Here is a 21,866-nt window from a genome sequence, read left to right on the forward strand (position 1 = left end):
CGCGACCCCCCGCACTCACACCACACTCATAATCTTGAAACGGCCGTGGTCTGCGGTTGCGCCGTCGTCAGCGAAGCCGAACCGCTGCAAATGATCAGCGCCGACGTTGTCACCGACTCGCTCGCGCAGATCGGCCAGTCGGTAGGTCAGCTGCCCGTCTGCGGGTCGTGGCTCTCTGGGGCGTGGGCGGATGCGGGTCACCCGACCGGGCATGCCATGAGGGGCTCGCCCCGCTCGTCAGGCCGGCGGTCCGGGATACGTATCGCCGTGCCCGGTGGGTAACTGCACGGCCGGCGGGCGTCCGGCGCGACGGGAGCCTCGCATCACCCGGACGGCGTTTCTCGGGGAGAGCATCTCGGTAGCGGGCGCCTTCATCTGCGCGACCCGGAGGAACGTCGTCGCCAACCCGGCGTTCACCGTCGCGGCACGCCGGTAGCGGTTCAAATATCCGTTTAGGATCCGGTCGGCGACGGTCCGGCGGCCCGGGATCTCGGGAAACCTCATGTCCCCGCCGACCGAGAGTGTCCATGCATCGTCGACCACCGACCTCGCGGCCCTGTAGAACCGCGCCGGCAATCCCGCGGTCTCCGCCCGTGTCAGATCTCGCAGGATCAATGCCTCCATCGCCGCCACGCTCATGCCCTGGCCGTACGTCGGGTTGAAGGAGCACAGCGCGTCCCCTACGACGACAAAGCCGTCAAGGTGTCTAGGGCACCGCTCAAAGCGGTGCCGCACGCTGGCCCGGTACGGCATCGGCACCGGGTCGTCGAGTGGCTCGGCCTCGCGGAGCAACCGGGCCAGGTCAGGAACCGGCAGCGCGTCCGCGAACGCCAGCAGGGGCCGCTCGTCGACCGGTGGGGCGTTGCCCGCCAGGCCGAATAGGGCGACCGTCCACCGGTCGCCCTCCACGCGCATCGCGGCACCACCACGAGGGTTGCCGGGCATGGGCACGATCAGCATGCCGTGCCGGCCGTCGAGCTGGCCCTGTGCCCAGCGGTAGGTTCGAGTCACATACGTGACATCGACCTCGACCCGATCGGTGGCCGGCACCGGGAAGCCAGACTCACGCAGCCACGCCGGAGCTCGCGAGCTGCGGCCCGTTGCGTCCACGACGAGGTCAGCCTCCAGGCCCGGGGTGTCACCGTCGGACGTCCGCACGCCAACCGCCGTCGCACCGGCCGCCCCGATGAGCAGCCCGGTCACCTGGACGCCAGACCGAATCGTGATCCCGGGGAGTTCGCTGACTCGTCGGCGGACGTGGTGCTCCACCGTCGGTCGGCTGACCCCCAGCACCGTCAGGCCGGAGGGCCCTGCCGCTATGGCCTGTCCGTCGAGCACATAGGTGGTGTCCTGCTGGGGATCGAGACGGAGAGCTCCAGCGGCAATCAGGTCGCCCTCGACACCGGGGAAGAGTTCGCCCAGGATCTCGGCGCCAAGGGTCAGAAGTACGTGCAGTTGTCGCCCCTGCGGTACACCCCGCCGGGCCGTCGGGTCTTCCGGCAGGCGATCACGCTCCAAGATAGTCACCCGTTCATACGTTTCATACAGCGCTCGTGCGGCCAGCAGTCCGGCCATGCTCGCGCCGATGACGACGGCATGCTTCCTAGAGTCCATGACCAAAAATCATCGCAGACGATGGGTCAGCTTCAAAGATCGACGCAGCGGAATTAGCCACCGCGATGATGACGCTCTCGTCGGGTCGCGCCGCGGTCGCGCCCGTCCAGACCGCCTCCGTCAGCCGATAGCCGATAGCCGATAGCCGATAGCCGAGGCTCCTCACCACATGCTCGGTGGCTTGGCCGAGCCGATGGTGCTGGTTACAGATGTGTTCTACTCCGGACTGCGACGCCGGTTCTCACCTACCGGGCGGGAACCGCGTCTGCTGTTCTGCACCGCCGGGGCGCACCAGACCTTGGTACCAACGCGGCTTCAAATCCGTCACGATGTTGAGCACATCGGCTTGATGTGGACCGCTCCCACGGAGTCGAAGCCGTCACCGACGTTAAGTCGGTGACGGCTTGGGTTGGACCTTGCCGGATGGTTCATCGCGGACCCAGAAGTCCGTTGTAGTCTCAGCTACGAAGCCGCTGAGCGGGCGCTGGTCCTAACGTTACCTCACGCCTGGTGCCGTGATCGATCGTCCGGGGCCGGCCCCGGACTGCCGGCCCCAGCGCTTCGGCCGACCTGCCCGGGTCCAGCCGCCGACAGGATGACAAGGGACTGTGATCCTCAGCGGTGCAGTTCGCCGGACTGGTCGAGCATCAATAGCGCCGCGTTGTAGTCCTGGTCGTAGACCTGGCCACATCCTGGGCACGCTACCTCGGCGGCTCGCTCGTACCGCCGGTGCGGGTCTGCGACGTGTCCGCAGCGACGGTGCGTACGAGTCAGGTGGGCGTTAGGCACCTCCCTCACCGTGGCGCCGTTGTGCTGGGCTGCGCTGGTCAGCAACCGCCGGAGGCGTCCGGGCGCGGCGAGGTTCGCTCGCGCCCGAGCCCTCCGCGTGACCTCGGCCGGCACAGCGGACGGTCGGCCGACAGCCTCACCGTCAACCGGGCCCGGCCGGGCGCCCTGGCGGGGTATCTGGCCAAGGTCAGCCCCGCTTAGCAGCGAGGACAGGTCGGTGTCGTCGACCAGCAGCAAATCGACCTGGTCTGCAAGCCATGCGGCGACCTGGTGCCATGCGTTGTCGCGCCGACTCCGAATTTGGTCGGCTTCGTTCGCTTCCCACTGCCACAGCTGGCGGTCCGGCCGGTGCCAGGCCCGAAGCATGTCGATGACCTCGGCTGCGCCGTCCCCCACCAGGGGAGCCTGATCGAGCTGGCGGACGAGTTCGGCGAACCGTCTGGGCGACCGCCATTTCCGCACCTCCATGGCCGTGATCGGCGCTGCAAGTGCGGAGTTGTCAGGTTGGGGGCGCTGATCAAGCCACTCCGCCAACCTGCGTTGCACAGCAGCGAGGCTGGTGTCCCGTCTGCTCCGCAGAGCGTCGGGTCGGCCAGCGACCTCGACCCAGGCCGGGGGGAGCACAATCTCACCCCACCGGCCGGCGTCGTAGGACCGGACGACTTCCGACAGGTGCGGCGGCACTGCCATGGGCTCGGAGGACGCCCAGGTGCCGACCCTGACGGACCCCGATCGCAGGCGCCAACCGAAATGCACCGCGACCGGGTGCCGGCCACGTACCGGCTCCGGATCGGGCACCCGGGCGGTGACACGCAGGGCGGCCCGGGGCCGCCCGGCGAGTTGCTCCACGACGAGTTCGGCCGTCACGACGTCTGCCGTCGCGGGCAGCATACGGTCCACGGTGATGGGCAGGGTCAGGTGACGACCGGCGCCGATGGCGAACCGGGCAACGCCCGAGCGCGCGGTCCGTCGACGCTCGTGCCGTGGCAGCGCCAAGAAGACCGACGGAGGTAGCCATGGCGTGATCTGCAAGACGTTGCGCCACCGACCTGTACCCGAGGCGAGCAACTCGGGTGTGCGCGGCGGTTCACTGGACCTGCGCTGCAACGTCACGGCGATCGTTCCGGCGCAGTTCCACTCGCGGACCCGCAACATCGCTTGCCTGCCCTGTTCGTGCTCCTGCTGGACCCGCCGCACGGCTTGGACGTGCCGTGCCAGGATCAGGTTGTAGGTCGCCCAGTACAGTCCGTCGGCGGCGTATCGCTGCCGGCAGCTCTTCACCGCCGCCTTGTGCTCGACCAACAATGCTTCTCGGACCGGGGTCGTCGCCGGATAGACCTCGGCGATCGCGGCCCGTCGCTGGCGCCGTAGCGCGCCGACGCGCCCGCGCGCTGTCCGCAGTTCGGTGGCGGTTTCCGCGCGGGTGACGGTAGTGCGGTCAGCGGCATGCTCTCTCCGAGCCTGCGCCTCGAGCGCATCCGCCTCCTGTGACGCGGCGGCCAACTGCCGCTCGATGTCGGCGATCTGCGGGTGCCCGGACCACACATCCGACAGTTGCTGTTCATACCGGTGTCGCAGCGCGACGAGATCATTCCTGAAGCGATGGGCCGAGGCCAACTGCTGCCACATCTCGGCAGGTAGGTCGTCGTGACCCCGCAGCCCGTACCTGTAGACGACCGTAACCATTACACGGTGAGTGTCAGATGTCGCCGTCCAGCCCGACCGGGGCGCCGCTCAAGCATCCAGGGCGTCTCCTTGCGTACTCAACCGAGGGTGGGCACGGGTCATACAACCTCGTACGATCCGCCGCTGTCAAATCCGCTAAGCGCTGCCACGTTCCGGGGGCGGCGCGGCGTCGGGCCGAACAACTCGCATTTGCCGCGGCGACGCGGGGCGCCTAGCTAGACGAGCAGGTGAGGGACCTTCGAGGCGATGTACGGACGCAACATGCGCAGCGTTCCGACCAGTGAGTTGATCTCAGCGACTGTCGGGTAGGTATTTGTATTCGAAGTGAGTCAGGTGCAGGGCTGCGGCGACGATGTCGCCGATACGGCGTGGGCTCGCGGTGGTGTGCCGTAGGGTTTTCCAGCGTCCGATCAGGATCGCGAAGCCGCGTTCGCCTTGCCAGCGCAGGCCGCGTAGCAGCCGGTTGTAGGCACGGTTGCTGATGTGGAGCCGGTGGCCGTCGGCGGGTTGCTTGACCGGGGTCTTGATGCCGTGACCTGCCCCTTCGTAGCCGGCGTCCGCCAGAGCGGGCAAAGCAAGTTCCGCGGCGGCCCAGTTCAGGGCCGCGGTGACGCCCAGGTGTTGAGCGCAGGACAGGTCGTGTAGGTGTCCGGGCATCGCGTCGGAGGTCCATACCGGCAGTCCGTCGGGACGCATGACGGCTTGGATGTTCGCGCCGAAGTCACGGTGCTTTCCGGAGTACCAGGCGTCGATGGTGTCGCCCTTGACGCTGCGCGTGGTCTCGGCGAGCCGGTCGCAGTCGAACAGCTTGCCGTCCAGGATCACGTACGACCAGCCGTCGTCGGCGATCCGACGCAACGCGTCGTGCAGACCAGGCGCTTGGGCGGCGAGGACGGCGACGCCTTCGGCCACGTATCGGTAGGCGGTCGCCCGGGAGATGCCGAACCCGGCGCCCAGCAGCGCGATATCCTCGCCTTTGCGGAACCAGATCAGCACCAGAAGGGCCTGGTAGAAGCAGGTCAAGGCGCGGCTGTTGTCGCGGGTGCCCCGCGTACGGCGTTCGGCGGCGAGTAACCGGCCGAGGTAGCGCACGAGTTCCCTGGGGACGTCGACCGTGGCACGATATGCGATCACGTGGGGTCCTCACCGTGTGGGTGATCTTGTGGTGAGAACTACCTACCGAGGGCCCCACACCCCACTCCAGTACCATCCCATCTCGACGCCTTCGCCCGTGTCGCACCAATCAACCCATTCGCGTCGCTGAGATCCCCTCAGTGCACGCACAAACGCCTGGACATGTTCGTCGGTCATGGGGGTGGATAGCGTGAATATGCCACGACGTGACGTGAAGATGCCCCGATTGAGCAATTCCAGGTGAACCAGCTCGGGAAGTTCTGCCGAGGAGGCCCGCAGCGTGAGGGAGTCGTCGGCGTCTCGGACTTGACCGTCACCCCAGTGCAGATGTGCCTGCGACCCGATGCCGGTGACCTGCAATCTGACACCTGCCTCGCGGGCTGCGTCGGGTAGCTCGCGGATCAGTTGCTCTCCGAGGTTGTTCAGCGCGCTCACCTCGGGCGGGCCGTACGCCTCAAGTGCGGCGATCCCGACCCGCAGGGCAAGTCCGTTGCCGACGTGGGCGCCGGTATGCCACAACGGCCGGTCGCGGCTGGGATCGAACCGGGCCATGATGTCGGCGCGTCCACCGACCGCGCCGAGCGGCAGCCCACCCCCGATGATCTTGCCGGTGATGGTGAGGTCGGGGTGGACGTTGTAGCGGGTCTGTAGCGGACCGAGACGGAAGGTGTTGCATTCGTCGAGGATCAGCAGGATGTCGTGCTTGTGGGTGAGTGCGCGCAGTCCGCAGAGGTAGCCGGGATCGGCGGGGATGCATCCTGCGGCGCCCATCATGGGCTCGACGATCAGTGCGGCGATTCGGCTGCTCCTCAAGGCCAGCAGGTGGCCGGCCTGGGCCAGATCGTTGTAGCGCACCAGGAGCACGTGGTTGCGCACATCCCTCGGGACTCCGCGAGGGATACGTATCGGCGGGAACGTCGCGGGTAGGCCAGCTTGCGCGTGGGCGGGATCCGACATGTCCGCGAGCATGTTGACGTCGTTGTGCATGCCGTGGTATCCGCCATCGATCTTCACGATCAAGTCCCGTCCGGTGGCGGCCCGCGCCGCCCGCAGGGCGAGCATCGTCGCTTCGGTGCCGGAGTTCGTGTACCGGACCAGGTCGGCGGAGGGGATGCGGTCGCACAGTATCCGGGCGTGGTGAATCTGCAGCTCCACGGGGGCGCCCAGGGCAGTACCCAGGGCGGCTTGCTCGGACGCGGCGGCGACGAGATCGGGATGGGCGTGGCCGTGGATCAACGATCCCATGTTGTTGACGAAATCCAGGTAATCGTTGCCGTCCACGTCGGTGATGACACATCCATGGCCGGACGCCATGAAGGTCGGGTAGGGCGTGAAGTAGCTGAGTGTCCGGGTGTCGCCCCCGGGGAGCCAACTCTGCGCCGTCGTGTGCATCCGCCGTGAGTTTGGCGTACGCGCGCGGTACGTGCTCCTCACAAGCTGGGCAACCTCGTCAGCCGGGTTCGTCATCATCGCTCGCCTTCGCACGCGGGGGTTAGACATGACGCAATCGGACGTCACCGAGTACGACGCACTGGCATGCGAGACGCCAATCCGGTTCGGCATCCAATGCGTGTAGTGTGCGTTTCTCACGAGGTGTCGCGGGGCCGAGGTTCGTGGCTCCGGATATGACCGGGACGAGGCAGCAGCCGCAGCCTCCGACACGGCAGCCGAAAAGGATCGGCAGTGCGCTGTCGATGCGGGCTTGGCAGAGCGAGGAGCCGGGCGGCACGTCGACCGAGTGGGCGTCGACCCGGATCATTGCCATCTCATCGCCCGATTCCGGGTATACGGAGAGCGGCCGTGTCTCTGACGAGTGAGCCAATCTCAGAAACGAATGTGCGGTAGTTGTCGTCTCTGGTTTCGAAGGCACGACCGGTTGTCGTCGCACCTCGCAGAATCTGTGCCGCGAGGTGGCGATGCAGCATTCGGTAGGTGGTAAAAAGTTCAATGCAGCACTGGTAGGCGTCGGTCAATGCCGGACACCGCCGCTCCATCACCCACGGACGCAGCGGCGTACTGAATCCGCGAATCGAATCGAAGAACTGTCGCCACCGCCTCGGCACGAAGCGCAGTCCGTTCTCCCGCGCCTCGTGCGCTCCCGGATGGCGGAAGTCGACCCGGAACAGAGCATCCAACATCAGCATGAGGGGTAGCTGGTAGCGGAAGCCGCCCCGTTGAGCTCGTCGCCGACCCAGCCCCCGGTAAGCTGGATCTTTCGAAACTCCGCAGGGCGCACACACGGAATGAAATGTCGGACGCAGAAATAGACGTTGCGCAACGCATTACGGACGCATCGCAGGGCGAACGTACCGAGTTCGACATCGTCTGCGGCCGCGCACTCCAGAGCCAGGCACCCCTAGCTGTAGACCGGCACGCCCCATGATTCGATGGCGAAAAACGCCCGATGAAATTGGTGTTCGGATTCACTGGCGCCGTTGAGCCAGAAATATGGCGAGACGTGGTCGAGGTCGGTAAGGTCGCGATACCGTACGAGTGTTCCCTGTGGCAGCTGGTCGACGCGCCATGACCGCATCGTCATCATGACCTGATTGAAGCGGGGTAAGATACCGGTCGAGTTGGCAAGCGAAGTTACAGCGGTTGAATGGCTGGGGTCTGATCCGATCGATCGCCTGTGATCAACCACTCTGGACTCTTGGTCGGTGTCGATCTATACCTGGGGTGTGAGGTACGCCGATAGTGGTGGCCTGTCCGCTGCGGGACGGGTCAAGCGGGAGCAGGTACGGATGCAGGCCGCGCGGATGTTCGCCGTCGATGTGCCGGCGACGCGGGTCGCGGCCCGGTTGCGGGTGTCGACGAAGTCGGTCTACCAGTGGCGGCGCCGCTGGCGGGCGGGTGGGATGACCGCCCTGGCCTCGGCCGGGCCGGGTGGAAACCTCTCCCGGCTCTCGCCGGATCAGCTCTTGCGGCTACGCGCCGAGTTGGACCTCGGCCCGGCCGCGCACGGCTGGACCGAGGACCAGCGGTGGACCCTCGCCCGGGTCGCCACCCTGATCGGCCGGCTGTTCCACGTCTCCTACACCCTGCGCGGCGTGTCCTATCTGCTGCACCGCATGGGCTACACCCCGCAGGTGCCCAAGCATCGGGCCGCGCAGCGCGATGAGAACAAGATCGCCGACTGGCGGGCCACCACCTGGGCCAAGGTACGAGGCTAGCGGCGGCGACCGGAGCGTGGATCGTCTTCGAGTTGCGCCGTGAGGCGCTGTGGTTCGAGTGGGGGTGAGAGACCTTCACCGCCGATCTGTCGTAGCAGGTGGGTGGAGCCGGGGGCAGCCTGATCCGGGTGGTGCCGGGGAGGGCGGGAGCGGCCCTGACAAAGCCGGGACGTGTCAGCACTGCCAGATGGTGCGGGTCCGGCGAGCGGGTTGGAGAGGAGTACGCGAGGAACCGGCGTCTTTACGTCTCTTAACGATTACACCGGCTCGAAACCTGGCGGATCTGGGCCGGAGGCGGTGCGCACCCACCCCTTGTGGTGGGGAACTCCTTGGCCGGTATCTCGAAGCCGGCCGGGAGGCCACGGGGAAGGTCTACGGCGTACCCGTGGCGATGCCGCAGGGACACAGTCGGGCTCCTCCTCCAACGAGCGAATCGCGGTGAACACGGGAACCGCCCGGTCGGGCTCCCTTGCGGCGGGTGGCCAGCCCGCGCGCGTGGGATAGGCGCATCGACCGCTGAACGGGCCGGGTGGGGCGGAGCCGCCGTAGTACTCCGAGCCGGGGAGAGCCCGCGCGCATGGGGAAGGGCGGCAGCGGTATCGAGAAGGGAAGGATGCTGCAATGCCGGGAGACGCGCCGCCGAATGGCGGTGCTCCGATCGAGGTGGCTCTCACGGGACCGCATCGGCGGGTATCGGAGATGCAGGCCAAGCTTCACCGTTGGGCGGTGGCCGATCCCGGCCGCCGGTTCGACGATCTGTTCAACCTCGTGCACGACCCGGCGACGCTGATCGTGGCGTTCGAACGGGTCGCTGGCAACCGGGGCGCCGGCACTGCGGGCGTGGACGGCCTGACGGCCGCCGTGGTCGAGGATGTGATCGGTGTTCCCGGGTTCCTGGACGACCTGCGCGTCCGTCTCAAGGCGGGTGTGTTCCGGCCGTTACCGGTGCGGGAGAAGCGGATTCCCAAGCCGGGCGGGTCGGGCAAGGTGCGGCGGTTGGGGATTCCCACCATCGCCGACCGGGTGGTCCAGGCCGCGTTGAAACTGGTGCTGGAGCCGATATTCGAGGCCGACTTCAAGCCGGTCTCCTACGGGTTCCGGCCCAAACGGCGGGCCCAGGACGCGATTGCCGAGATCCACTTCTACGGCAGCCACGGATACCGGTGGGTGCTGGACGCGGACATCGCCGCGTGTTTCGACGAGATCGACCACGTGGCGCTGATGGACCGCGTCCGGAAGCGGGTCAAGGACAAACGGGTGCTGGCGCTGGTCAAGGCGTTCCTGAAGGCCGGGCTCCTGACGGAACTCGGCGAGATCGAGGACACCTGGACCGGTACGCCGCAAGGGGGCATCCTCTCCCCGCTGCTGGCCAACATCGCCCTGTCGGCGCTGGATGAGCACCTGCACCGGGCATGGGACAGCGGCGGTGAGTTGTCCACCAGTTCCCGACGCGAACAACGCCGGGCCAAGGGCCTGCCCTCGTGGCGACTGGTCCGCTACGCGGACGACTTCGTCGTCATGGTCAACGGGACCAGGCAGGACACCGAGGCACTGCGTGAGGAGACCGCCCGGGTACTCGCACCGATGGGGCTACGGCTGTCACCGGCCAAGACCCAGATAGTGCACCTGAGCGAGGGGTTCGACTTCCTGGGGTTCCGCATCCAGTGGCGCCGCAAGAGGGGAACGGGCAAGTGGTACGTCTACACCTTCATCGCCGAGCGGCCTTTGCGGGCGCTGAAGGTGAAGATCCGTTCCTTGACCCACAGAACGTCGCAGCAGGACCTGGCCGTGGTGCTGATCAACCTGAACAGGACCACGCAGGGTTGGGCCCACTACTTCCGGCACGCTGTCGCGAAGCACGTCTTCAGGAAGGTGGACGACCTGGTCTGGAACCGGCTCGTTCGTCTTCTGCGCGTACGGCACCGCTGGAACTGGCGGGACATCCGCCGCCGGCTCACCACCCCCACAGGGAAGTGGCTGCCGATCGCGGCGGACGGGATCGAGTTGCGGAAGATCAGCGCGATCCCGATCACCCGGTATCGCTACCGAGGCAACAAGATCCCTAACCCCTGGGGCTTGGGAACCGTCTGACGGCAGAGACCGTGGAGAGCCCGTTGCGTCGAGAGGCGCACGGCGGGTGTGCGCCGTGAGGCGCTTCGTTGTATCCCCCGCGCAGCGGGGAGGAACTGGAGGGAGGTTCCTGGGTCTGCCGGCTTACCTGGACGCGAAAGCGCGAGGGGACAAGAGCATGCCGGAAGCGTGACGGTTGTCTGGAGGCGTTGTTGACGCTCACGTAATTCCCCTGGCCTGGGCTCATGTAATGGGACCGGTTCCCGGGCGTGGTGGGAGCGCGTGAGTGGAGGGGTCAGTAGGGTGGCTGGCCGGGTTCAGGGCTGGACGCGGGTATGTCTGGTGCCCAGTCCTCATGTTGTCGGGCCAGGGTGCGGGGCGGCCGTTGTCGTCCCAGAAGCCGGTTTCGGCCCCGGCGGCGAGTAGGGCGGTGTTGAGTTCCTCGCGTTCGGCTCGGGTTGGGAGGCTGGAGTGGGTTGCCGGGTTGGTCATGCTGGGGTCCTTCCGGGCGGGGCCGGCGGCCGTCGGGGCGCGAGGTGTCGACCGGTTCGGAAGGCTTCGGCTTCGCGGGCTTGATCGGGTCGTCTACTTGGTAGTGGTCGACACCTTGGGTCGTTTGTTCGGCCGGTAGGAGGGGCCGTTCATGAAGACCTGGTGGCTGGTGTTGATGAGCCGGTCGAGTAGCGATTCGGCGACGACGGGGTTGGGGAACAGCGGGTACCAGTCCTGGGGTGCGCGGTTGGCGGTGATCGCGCTGGAGCGGCCTTCGGCGATGCGTTGGGAGATCAGTTCGTAGAGGTCGTCGGCTTGGCTGGCGGTGAACTCGCGCATTGCGAAGTCGTCGAGGATCAGCAGGTCGGCTTTGACGTGTGCGGCCAGACGCTTGTCGAAGGTGCGGTCGGCGTGGCCGCCGGCGAGGTCGGCCAGGATGCGGCTGGTTTTGTGGAAGCGGACCTCGGCGCCGGCGCGGATGGCCAGGTGTCCCATGGCTTGGGCGACGTGGGTCTTCCCGACGCCGACGGCGCCGTAGAGGATGATCGATTCTCCGGCTTGCAGCCAGCGCAGTGCGGCGAGGTCGCGGATCTGGGCGGCGGGGAGTTTCGAGTTGGCGGAGAAGTCGAAGCCTTCGAGGGTGGTCTCGGTGTCGAAGCGGGCGCGGCGCAGCCGGCGGCCCATGGCCACCTGTTCGCGGCGGGTGATCTCGTCGTCGCAGAGGATCTGTAGGAACTCCAGGTAGCCGAGGTCGCCGCCTTGTGCCTGGGCGAGGCGGGCGTCGAGGGTCTCGAGCATCCCGGACAGTTTCAGCGTCCGGAGGCTGTCGGCCAGCGCGGGGCGCAGGATCGTCATCGTGTCGTCTCAGCCTTCGTTGGTGCGGTGGGGGATGTGCGGGTGCGGCATGAACGCGGTGTCGTGTGGCTCGTCGTCCCCGGCGTCGTCACGACGGTCGGGTCCGATCGCGTTCGTCGCGTTCGTCGTGGTCACGGTGGTTGCGGTCGTGGTGGGGAACAGGATGACGTCGGCGAACAGGCCGGCGGGGCCGTGCAGGAACGCGGGCGCGCCGGCGTCGCCGGTGGGCCGGTCGTGTTCGACGTCCTCGAGCCCGGCGGCCAGGATGTTGCGGATGGTGCGGTAGGACGGGTCACCGGCTGTGGTGGCTTTGCGGCAGGCCGCCTCGAGCCGGGCGTCGGAGTACTTACCCGCCAGGTTGAGGATCGCCTGCGCCGAGCGCAGCCGGTGCAGCGCCGGGCCGTCCAGCAGTTCGGCGATCACCGCGGCGGTCGCGGGCCCGGTCTGCTCGGCCCGCTCGCGGCACCACTGCGGGGTGCGCGTGTGGAAGGCGATCTTCTCCGGTGGGTAGTCCGCGATATCCGTGGCTCGGCCTTTGTCCTTACGGACGTGGGTCTTGACCAACTCGCCGTGATGGAAGATCTGCACCATCCTCGTCGTGGCACGGATGTCGACGAGCTGCCCGATCAGCTTCCAGGGCACCGAGTAGAGCGCCTTACCGCACTTGACGTGGACGTCCGGGGCGACCTTGGCCCGCGACCACTCCGCCAGGGTGAACGCCGCCGCCGGCAGCGGGGTCAGCGTCCCCGCTTCGGACTGGTCGAACACCTCCGCCGGGGTGCGCCCGTCCAGGCCGCGGTGCTTGCGTTGCCCGGCGACCTCACGGCACCAGTGCAACGCCGAGGCCTGCATCTCGACCAGGGAGGTGAACTCCCGGCCCTTCCACCAGGAATCACGGATATAAGGCATCTGCCGCTCGACGCGGGGCTTGTCCTTGGGCTTGCGGGCCCGGGCCGGGTCGACCAAGACGCCGTAGTGCGCCGCGAGCTCGGCATAAGCCCGGTTCAGTTTCGGATCGTAGAGGTCAGGCTTGTCCACGCCGGTCTTCAGGTTGTCCGGCACCAGCCTCGCCGGGCAGCCGCCGAAGAACGCGAACGCCTCGACGTGACTGGCCGTCCACGAGGCCTGGTCCATGCTGACCACCGGCCGCACGAACATATGCCGGGAGTGCGACAGGACCATGACGAACGCCCAGATCCGCTGCGAACGCCCGGTGCGCGGGTCCGTCCACGAGCCCAGCAACCCGTAGTCGATCTGCGCTTCCAGCCCCGGCTCGGGATCGGCCCGCAGCACCGTCACCTTCTCCCGCGCCGCGTCCTCGGCCAGGTTCGCCGTGACATACCGTTTGAACGAGGCCAGCGAGCCGGTCACCCCGTGCTCGTCACGCAGCCGCTGATGGATCGTCGCCTTGGTCACACCAGCCCGCAGCATCTCGACGATGTACTCGTGCTGCTTGGCGAAGTCCGGCCAGGTCACCTGCCGCAACCGAGTATCCGTCAGATGCGGGAACCACTGCTTGACCAGCGGCTCCCAGTCCGCCTGACTCATCGGCGGCGTCCCGCCGGGCACGAACCCCGCCGCGATCGCCGGCTCGACATAACGCCGGATCGTCTTGCGGTCCACTCCCAACGAACCCGCGACGTCGTACTGAGACCGGCCCGCGTACCAGTGCACCAGGATCTCGGTTATATCGATCACGTAGAACGTCCTCCTCGCCATCCGCTCCCCAGAGGGCCTGCCGGCGGAAAGATCATCTACGCGAGAAGGAAAGGATCTTGGCAACTACAGCCGAACGCTCGCCGTCCCCTCCGCGAACACCACGAGCGGCCTACCTGGTCCATGACGAGCGCGCCCCAGGGGAATTACGTGAGCGGATCACGGCCTCCAGGGGGAATTACGTGAGCGCTGACAGGCGTCCAGGGTGACGTGTCACGGGACCCGCCCGATATGGCCAAGGCTGGATTGCTTGAAGCCCAATCCCCAGCGATGAATGTGCGCATCCATCGGAACGACGCTTGAAACCGATGCCGCGTCGTGCGTCGGCATGAACCCGGAGGTCGATGCAACCTCCACGGCGTGGGGCACCGCCCAACGAGGGCGGGTGAGGGGATGAGTGGGCGGCCTACGTCGGGCTCGACACGTATGACGAAGACGTACCACGGGATCGCCTACGGGACGCGAGTCCTACGGCGACGGAGTGCCCGTAGTAGTCGCGGGAGTGACGACCCGCCAGGGAGGCCGGGAAAGCCGGGCCGCAGGGCGAAGGGGCACAGGTGATCACGACGTCCAGCGATGGGAGGTACGCGTGATGCGGAACGCCGCAACGGTGCTGGGCGTCATCCGGGAACGCGGCAGGCGTGGCCTGCCGATCGAGAGGTTGTATCGGCAACTGTTCAATCCGCAGCTGTTTCTGCTGGCCTACGGGCGCATCTACGCCAACAAGGGGTCGATGACGCCCGGAGTCACGCCGGAGACCGTGGACGGCATGTCCCTGGCCAAGATCGAAGCGATCATCGACGTGCTACGTCGTGAGCGCTACCGATGGCGGCCGGTCAAGCGTGTGCACATCCCGAAGAGCAACGGGAAATCGCGCCCGCTGGGCCTGCCGACGTGGTCGGACAAGCTGGTCGCTGAGGTGGTGCGCCTGCTGTTGGAGGCGTACTACGACGTCCAGTTCTCCGACCGTTCTCACGGTTTCCGTCCGGGCCGGGGCTGCCACACCGCGTTGAGTGAGGTGGTCGAGGTCTGGAAGGGAACGCACTGGTTCATCGAGGGAGACATCTCCGACTGCTTCGGGTCTCTTGATCACCAGGTCATGGGCTCGATTCTGGCGGAGAAGATCCACGACGGCCGGTTCCTGCGGTTGGTGTCCAACATGCTCACGGCCGGGTACCTGCAAGACTGGCGGTGGCACGCCACGCTCAGCGGTGCGCCGCAGGGCGGAGTGGCGTCACCGGTCTTGTCGAACATCTACCTGGACCGGTTGGACCGGTTCGTCGGGCAGACTCTGCTGCCTGAATACCATCAAGGCGTCCGGCGTCGGCGCCACCGCGCCTACCAAGTCGTCGTCGACCAGATCGCGAAGGCCAAACGCCACGGTGACCGTGCTGCGGTCCGGCTGCTCACGCAGCGCCGCCGCCGGATACCCAGCCAGGACCCCAACGATCCGGGCTATCGACGACTTCGGTATGTGCGCTACGCCGACGACTGGCTGCTGGGGTTCGCCGGACCGCGGCACGAAGCCGAACAGATCAAGACGCGGATCGCGACGTTCCTGCGCGAGGAACTCAAGCTGGAACTCTCACCATCCAAGACGTTGATCACCCACGCCACCAGCCAGGCGGCGCGGTTCCTCGGCTACGAGATCAAGACGCAACACTCGGACACGAAGATCACCCGGGGCCGCCGAGCGGCCAACGGGGCAATCGGACTGTTCGTGCCCCGCGACGTCATCAGGCAGCGATGCGCGAACTACCTGCGCGAAGGCAAACCCGCCCAACGCGGTGCGCTGCTTCACGACGACGACTTCACCATCGTCGCGAAGTACCAGGCCGAGTACCGGGGCCTGGTCCAGTACTACCTCCTCGCCCAGGACGTGTTCCGCCTGGACACCCTGCGTTGGGTCATGGAGACCTCCATGCTCAAGACCCTCGCAGGCAAACACCGGTCCACCGTCACGAAGATGGCCCGCAAGTACAAGACGGTCATCGGCACCCCTGACGGGCCCCGGACCTGTTTCCAGGTCACCGTCCCCCGGGACCGAGGCAGGAAGCCACTGGTCGCCCGCTTCGGTGGGATACCGCTCCGCCGCCAACGCGCAGCGGTCCTGACCGACATGTCACCGATCATGGCCAGCGCCAAACGCAACGAACTGATCCACCGGCTGCTGGCCGGACGATGCGAGCTCTGCGAGTCCACCGACAGGTTGGAAGTCCATCACCTGCGCAAACCCGCCGACCTCAACCGCCGCGATCGACCCGACAAACCCGCGTGGGTGCACCTCATGGCCAAACGGCGCCGCAAGACCCTCGTCATCTGCCGGAACTGCCACGAGGACATCCACGCCGGTCGGACACGCACATCCACCCGGAACTGACCACTGGAGAGCCGTGTGTCAGGGAAACCGACCAGCACGGTTCGGGAAGAGGCCGACGGAAAAGGACCCACACCATGGGCACCTCGCCGGCGGCCCACTTCACTCGGGAAGCGGCCCGAGGAAACGGACCGGTCGAAAGACCAGCACCGCGCTTCGGGCCGACTTTCACACCCACACCAGCCACGCGATGCGCCAGCTCATCGCCGCCCGCCACCGGTGGCTGACCGTGGTCCAACTACCCGCGTACACACCCGACCTCAACCCCGTCGAGGGCCTGTGGTCAACGATGAAGTCCAGCCTCGGCAACCTCGCCGTCGACGGCGTGGACCACCTCGCCGCGATCATCCGCAACCGACTCAAACGCATCCAGTACCGACCCGACCTGATCCCCGGCTTCCTCACCCAGACCGGACTCAGCCTGCAACCGGAACCACCGTGACCGAAACAGACCCCAGACTTTCAACCGCTGTATCAGATCGTCAAGCGCGATGGGCATCACGCTCCGGCCACTCGCTGCCGGGAGCGCGGCGCTGCCCTGCCGCCACATGTGATTCAAATAGGTTAGCGGGACCATCCGTAGCTCCTGCGCAGGCAGAGACAGGGCAATCGCTTGCTGGACGAGGTCCGCAGCAGGTCCGGCGTACGCGGCGCTCTCGGCTGCTAGCCAGTTCCGGAACGCGTGATCGTCTCCCTGGGCATAGCGGCTGCTCCCGAGTTCGCAGAGCCGGACGATCTCCCCCAGCGGTACGGGAAATCGGTAGTCCGGGGTCCGGGGCGGCATGAACCCGGTGTGCGTTGAGGCGACCAAGCCCAACGAGTCGAGTGGCCTTTGCACGTCAATGGCGGCGACGGGTGGACCGTAATCAAACTCGGCACGTTCGTCGGACAACACGAGCAGCGGGACGTCCCGGGTCGCCACCCCCCAGCGCGGGCCAGGCACCGCTGCCCGCAGCGCCAGCGAGGATAGCGGGGCGGGTGGCAGGTCCGCTGACAGCGGCGTCGGAAGCACTTGGAGAGCGGTCCGTCGCTCCGTCCACATTGTGGGCACCTCATTCTTCAGGGTTCATCCGGTCCTGGGTTCGGGCCGCCGTACGCTGAGTCATCGCGCCGGGCGGGACGGTGAGGGCTGTCACGGCAACTGCCAGCGCTTGCGGCCGTGCTATACAGGTCGAGGTTGTCCCCACCGCCCCATTCCCCCTATGGTCGCGCCAACTGGCCCGCAGGTGCGGTCGCCGAAACGGCGTGCGGGTCGAGTTGGTCGCCAGTCGATGCCGGTAACAGTCTCTGGGGTCAGTGTCACCCAGCGCATCGGAGCAACTGCGTGGTTGACGAACTCGGTCTAGGTAGTTCTGCTAACCCCGTCGCCGTCGCTACACGGATCCATGGAATATCGCGCCTTGTCATAGGTATGATCACCGCTCGTGGTTGGCCGAATCCGGAAGGGCTGCCCGAAAACGGGAGATAACGATCATGGGGAGCGAGCTCTACTTGACTGAGGCGCAGCGATCGAGTGGTCTGAAGTGTGCCGGGGACTTGCCTTTCGGAGTCTCCGCGCCGGACGCTCATCGACGTCGATGAGCGTCCAGGGGAACCTGCCGCAGGATATCGCGGTCTTCGTCGGTCGCAGCGACGAGTTGACCAAGGGGATACAGCTGCTTCGTCAGGTGCGGCTGCTCACCCTTACCGGACCTGGCGGCGTGGGCAAGACGCGGCTGGCGCTGCGGATCGCGGCTCAGCTACAAATGCGTGATGGCGCATGGATGATTGATCTTGGCGCGATGCATGATCCACAGGCGTGCACGCCTGACCGTCTCTACGCCTACCTGGCAATGGGTCTGGGCATCCGCCGCCACAAGGCTGCAGGCCTCGACGCGCTACTCGATCATCTACATGACCGGCGGATGCTGGTCCTGCTGGACAACTGTGAACACGTGCTGCCCGCAGTGCGGGTGGGTGTCGCCGCATTGCTGCTCGCCACACCGCACGTTCGCGTTCTGACAACGTCACGGCAGGCATTGGCGATCGACGGAGAGCACACCATCGTCGTGCCTCCCTTGTCCCAAGAGGACGCGGTCGGCCTGTTCGGCGCCTACGCCAGAGCGGCTGGGGCAGAGGATGTTGCCCTTGCTGATCGACAGGCCGTAGCGGAGCTCTGCCAACGGCTCGACGGACTGCCACTGTCGATCCGACTGGCGGCGAGCCGGGTCCGCACGCTTTCCCCTCGGCAGCTCCTGCTTCGGTTCGCCGCCGACCGGTTTCGTCTGCTGTCCGACGCCGCCGGCATCGGCGGCGACCACAATGCCGAGCGACACGGCGCGCTCGAACGCGTGGTGGGCTGGAGCTACGAGCTCTGCACCGACTCTGAGCAACGGATGTGGGCCCGCGCGTCGGTTTTTGTCCGGACGTTCGGGCTGGGTGCGGCTGAGATGGTCTGCAGTGGCAGCGGCATTGCCGCCGCCGATGTCCTCGACATCCTCACTGGCCTCGTCGCCAAGTCGGTCATCGCGGTCGACGCCAGCGCCGATCCACCTCAGTACTTTCTGCTGGACACCCTGCGTGACTACGGCCTGAGGAAGCTGGCGGAGGCTGGCGAGACACACCGGGTGCGTGACCGACACCGCGAGTACCACCGCCGCCTCCTATCGCACGCCGCCAGTGCCTGGTTCGGCGCCGGTGGGCTCGATGCCATGGAGTCTGTGTACCAGGATTTGCCGGACGTCCTAGCCGCCATCGACGAGTCGATCCGGCAAGGAGACCCACCGACTGCCAGGGAGATGTTGCGGAACTTGGTGCGTTCCCAGGCGCCATTCTTCTGGGGTTTCCTCGACCAGTGCGACCGACGGCTACGCCACGTCTTAGAGCTGTCCGCTGCACCGGCCGACGCCGCGGATGCAGCTGACCTGTCCGCCACCCATGCCGCCCTCGCGTGGATCGCCACGGTCCAAGGCCACCACAGCGCCGCGCAGGCCCTGTTGACCACGGCACGCGAGACAGAGCGACAGTGGCACCTCGGCTCCACCGGGCCGGTCTTGTTCGCAGCCGGCGCCAACGAGGCGTTCGGCACCGGCAGCAGCCGCGCCATCCCGCTGCTGGCAGCGGCTCGCAAGGCATACAGCGACCAAGACACCGTGGGCGACAGGCATATGGCGACCCTGCTGTGGGCATTCGCCACCGCAGTTGCAGGGAACCCCGCAGACGCCGTCGTGGCGAGCGCAGAATGCCTCAGAAACACCTACGAGGCAGAAGCCGACTGGGCGAGTACCTGGGCGCTGTGGGCGTCCGCCACCGCTGCCCTCGCCGGTGGAGACTATTCACGAGCGATCGAGTTCTGCACCCGCAGTCTGCGCCTTCAGCACGATATGGGTGACCAGTGGGGGCAAACGTGGTCGCTCGAACTTCACGCGGCAATCATCGCTGCCCAGCTCAGCCGGGCTGACAAGCCGGTCGAGGAGGCGAAGCGGGCAGCCTGGCTGCTCGGTGCCGCCCGTACCCTGCGCCAGAGAATGGGGGTCACTCTGGCCGGCCTACCGCCGCTCGCCGAGCAGCACGCCCGCGCCAAGGCGGCGATTGCCGCTATGCTAGACGAAACCGCGATGAACGCGGCAATAGTGGCCGGTGCTCGCGGACATACCCATGCAGTGCGAGTCGCGCTGGGGAAGACAACCGTCCGCCGGCCTAGTGCATCCGCAGACGGCCTAACCCATCGAGAGCATGAGGTAGCCAGGCTGGTAGCGGCTGGGTTGACAAGCAGAGAGATCGGGGCGCAACTACGCATTAGCCCGCGTACCGTCGACGCGCATGTCCTGAACATCAGAATGAAACTCGACCTACCCCGGGGTCGGGCAGCCATCGCAGCCTGGGTAGTAGGTGAGGCTGGGCACCAATCTCCGGTCACACCGCCTGGCGCCGGTTGACCACCCTTCGTACGATGGAAACGCTGGCGGTGCTCCTGCGCTGACCTCCTGCTACATCCACGACCGCCGGTAGCGATTCTACCGGCGTGGGCTCAGCTCGTACGCGCTGTCGGTGCCCACCCAGACGAAATGCGGGTCTATCGGAAGGCCCAGATCCTGCAACTTCAGCCGTAAAGCATCGCACACCAGCCGTCGATAAAACTCGTTAGGCAGGTGGTGGCCCCGTTCCCATCGACAGATCATCGATACAAGTGACGAATCACAAGGTAGCTGGAGATTGTGCGCCTTCGCCGCCTGCCTCATAGCGTGGGCTAGCCTTATCTGTTTCCATCCCAACCGCATGCGGGCACGTCTGATGACGGCTCCAGGGTCCGGGGCGCCTTCACGGTTCGGCTGACTCTGCGATTGATCTACCCGTCTCACTGATGCCTCCGTCCTGGCCGACAGCAACGACACGAAGTAGCGCCCGTTGCTCGGCCTTCGTTTGCCCCCGCAACCGTGCTGGTCCGGCCCTGGCACGGTTCCGTCGCACAGGTTGTCCAGAGCAACCTCGGTGAACCTTGACCAGTGTCGACGGCCGATACCGGTCATACATCGCGATGAGTACCTAACCGGCGCTACCCCGTCTAGGTAGTTGCGCGGATAAGGCCAGCTAAGCAGGCGTTAGGCCTACGCATGCGGGAGTGGCGGGTGGTGTCGAGCTGGAGGTTGGAACGGCGGCACTCGACGATGTGGTCCGGGTCGCTGGTGGCCGCCAAGGCTAGGCAAGCGAGGGCGGGTGCTCGGCGGCTGCGGAGACCGCCGCGCCTGCGCCCTGCACCTGCCTCACCAGCACGGCGATCGCCGGTGCGTCCAGGACGAACCCGTGTCGGGGTACAGGTTCACGTGCACAGGCGCGTACGGCCTAGTGTTCTGAGTCGTTGGATAGTTGATTAAGTCGGGTGCAGTACGCGGCGAGGCTGTCGAGGATCTCGTCGGCGCTTTTGACCCAGACGAACGGCTTCGGGTCGGCGTTCCATGCCTCGATCCAGGCGGTGACGTCGGTTTCGAGGTCTTTGACACTGCGGTGGCTGCTGCGTCGTAGCTTGCGGCGGGTCAGTTCGGCGAACCATCGCTCGACGAGGTTGAGCCAGCTTCCGGATGTGGGGGTGAAGTGCAGGTGGAACCGGGGATGCGCGGCCAGCCAGGTCTTGATCGCCGGGGTTTTGTGGGTGGCGTAGTTGTCGCAGATCAGGTGCAGGTCGAGGTCGGCGGGGGTGTTCTTGTCGATGGTCTTGAGGAACCGCAGGAATTCCTGGTGCCGGTGCTGGCGTTGATGCTGGCCGATCACCTTGCCGGTGGCCACGTCCAGCGCGGCGAACAGACTGGTGGTGCCGTACCGGATGTAGTCATGGGTCTGCCGGCCGGGAACCCCGGGCATCATCGGCAGGACCGGTGCGCTGCGGTCCAGGGCTTGCATCTGGGATTTCTCGTCGACCGCCAGCACCATGGCCCTGTCCGGCGGGTCGAGATACAACCCGACCACGTCGCGGACCTTCTCGATGAACTGCGGATCCTTGGACAGCTTCCAGGTGTCGACCAGATGCGGTTTGAGCCCGAACGCCCGCCAGATCCGCGCCACCGCGGTCTGGTTCAACCCGGCCGCGCGAGCCATCGACCGGGTCGACCAGTGCGTGTCGTTGCCCGTCGGCGCCTCTTCCAACGTCTTCACGATCACCGCCTCGACCTGCTCGTCGGTGATCTTCCGAGCCGCGCCAGGCCGCGGCTCGTCCGACAGACCCGCCAGCCGGTCCCGGACGAACCGGCCCCGCCACTTGTTCACCGTCTGCGGCCACACACCCAACCCCGCAGCCACGTCCTTGTTGTTCGTACCTTCCGCGCAGGCCAACACAATCCGCGCCCGCAACGCCAACGCCTGCGCCGTCTTCGCTCGCCGGGACCACGACGTCAGCGTCTCACGTTCCACATCAGACAACACCAACTCGGCTTTGGGGCGACCCGTTCGCGGCATGCACTGCACACTACCCGATTTACACAACGAAT

General features: G+C 66.6%; 13 protein-coding genes and 1 pseudogene. 5 read left to right on the forward strand and 9 right to left on the reverse strand.

The features are described from left to right. Positions 1-237 precede the first annotated feature (237 nt). The 6 genes from ACN27G_RS28640 to ACN27G_RS28665 all read right to left on the reverse strand — a co-directional run bounded on the left by ACN27G_RS28640 (position 238) and on the right by ACN27G_RS28665 (position 7,367). A complete protein-coding gene (locus tag ACN27G_RS28640) occupies positions 238-1,614 on the reverse strand; it encodes an FAD-dependent oxidoreductase (RefSeq protein WP_421495833.1) in 1,377 nt (458 codons plus the stop codon). 615 nt (positions 1,615-2,229) lie between these two features. After that, entirely contained in the window at positions 2,230-4,032 is a 1,803-nt protein-coding gene (locus ACN27G_RS28645; protein WP_421495834.1) for a zinc ribbon domain-containing protein, read from the reverse strand. Between the two features lie 348 nt (positions 4,033-4,380). Next, on the reverse strand, positions 4,381-5,223 hold the full coding sequence (locus ACN27G_RS28650) for a transposase family protein (RefSeq protein ID WP_421495835.1): 843 nt from the start codon (positions 5,221-5,223) through the stop codon (positions 4,381-4,383). A 42-nt stretch (positions 5,224-5,265) separates the two neighbouring features. After that, positions 5,266-6,615, reverse strand: a complete 1,350-nt coding sequence (locus ACN27G_RS28655; protein WP_421495836.1) for an aspartate aminotransferase family protein — start codon at positions 6,613-6,615, stop codon at positions 5,266-5,268. 100 nt (positions 6,616-6,715) lie between these two features. Then, a complete protein-coding gene (locus ACN27G_RS28660; RefSeq protein ID WP_421495837.1) occupies positions 6,716-6,988 on the reverse strand; it encodes a 2Fe-2S iron-sulfur cluster-binding protein in 273 nt (90 codons plus the stop codon). Between the two features lies 1 nt (position 6,989). Beyond that, on the reverse strand, positions 6,990-7,367 hold the full coding sequence (locus tag ACN27G_RS28665; RefSeq protein WP_421495838.1) for a hypothetical protein: 378 nt from the start codon (positions 7,365-7,367) through the stop codon (positions 6,990-6,992). A gap of 537 nt (positions 7,368-7,904) precedes the next feature. On the opposite strand from ACN27G_RS28665, the gene ACN27G_RS28670 reads away from it, so the two are divergent. Beyond that, positions 7,905-8,396 (forward strand): winged helix-turn-helix domain-containing protein, encoded by a 492-nt coding sequence (locus ACN27G_RS28670; protein ID WP_421495839.1) that lies wholly within the window; start codon positions 7,905-7,907, stop codon positions 8,394-8,396. Between the two features lie 726 nt (positions 8,397-9,122). After that, entirely contained in the window at positions 9,123-10,487 is a 1,365-nt protein-coding gene (ltrA, locus tag ACN27G_RS28675) for a group II intron reverse transcriptase/maturase (protein WP_421495840.1), read from the forward strand. A gap of 564 nt (positions 10,488-11,051) precedes the next feature. On the opposite strand, the gene istB is transcribed toward ltrA, so the two are convergent. Both istB and istA read right to left on the reverse strand, forming a co-directional pair. Beyond that, complete coding sequence (istB, locus tag ACN27G_RS28680; RefSeq protein WP_421495841.1) at positions 11,052-11,813, reverse strand: IS21-like element helper ATPase IstB; 762 nt, start codon at positions 11,811-11,813, stop codon at positions 11,052-11,054. A gap of 186 nt (positions 11,814-11,999) precedes the next feature. Further along, positions 12,000-13,511: pseudogene (gene istA, locus ACN27G_RS28685) on the reverse strand (IS21 family transposase); the annotation flags it as partial. Positions 13,512-14,121: 610 nt separating this feature from the next. Between istA and ACN27G_RS28690 the strand changes: the two are divergent. The 3 genes from ACN27G_RS28690 (at position 14,122) to ACN27G_RS28700 (ending at position 19,823) form a co-directional block, all read left to right on the forward strand. Then, on the forward strand, positions 14,122-15,909 hold the full coding sequence (locus ACN27G_RS28690) for a reverse transcriptase domain-containing protein (RefSeq protein WP_421495842.1): 1,788 nt from the start codon (positions 14,122-14,124) through the stop codon (positions 15,907-15,909). A gap of 13 nt (positions 15,910-15,922) precedes the next feature. Then, positions 15,923-16,348: a transposase gene (locus tag ACN27G_RS28695; RefSeq protein WP_421495843.1), complete on the forward strand. Its 426-nt coding sequence runs from the start codon at positions 15,923-15,925 to the stop codon at positions 16,346-16,348. A 1,135-nt stretch (positions 16,349-17,483) separates the two neighbouring features. Then, a complete protein-coding gene (locus ACN27G_RS28700; protein WP_421495844.1) occupies positions 17,484-19,823 on the forward strand; it encodes an ATP-binding protein in 2,340 nt (779 codons plus the stop codon). A gap of 904 nt (positions 19,824-20,727) precedes the next feature. Here ACN27G_RS28700 and ACN27G_RS28705 read toward each other — a convergent pair. Then, positions 20,728-21,834 carry an IS630 family transposase gene (locus ACN27G_RS28705; protein ID WP_421495845.1) on the reverse strand — a complete coding sequence of 369 codons (1,107 nt, stop codon included), beginning with the start codon at positions 21,832-21,834 and terminating at the stop codon, positions 20,728-20,730. Between the last annotated feature and the right edge of the window lie 32 nt (positions 21,835-21,866).

Source organism: Plantactinospora sp. WMMB334 (assembly GCF_049179095.1).
GTDB lineage: Bacteria > Actinomycetota > Actinomycetes > Mycobacteriales > Micromonosporaceae > Plantactinospora.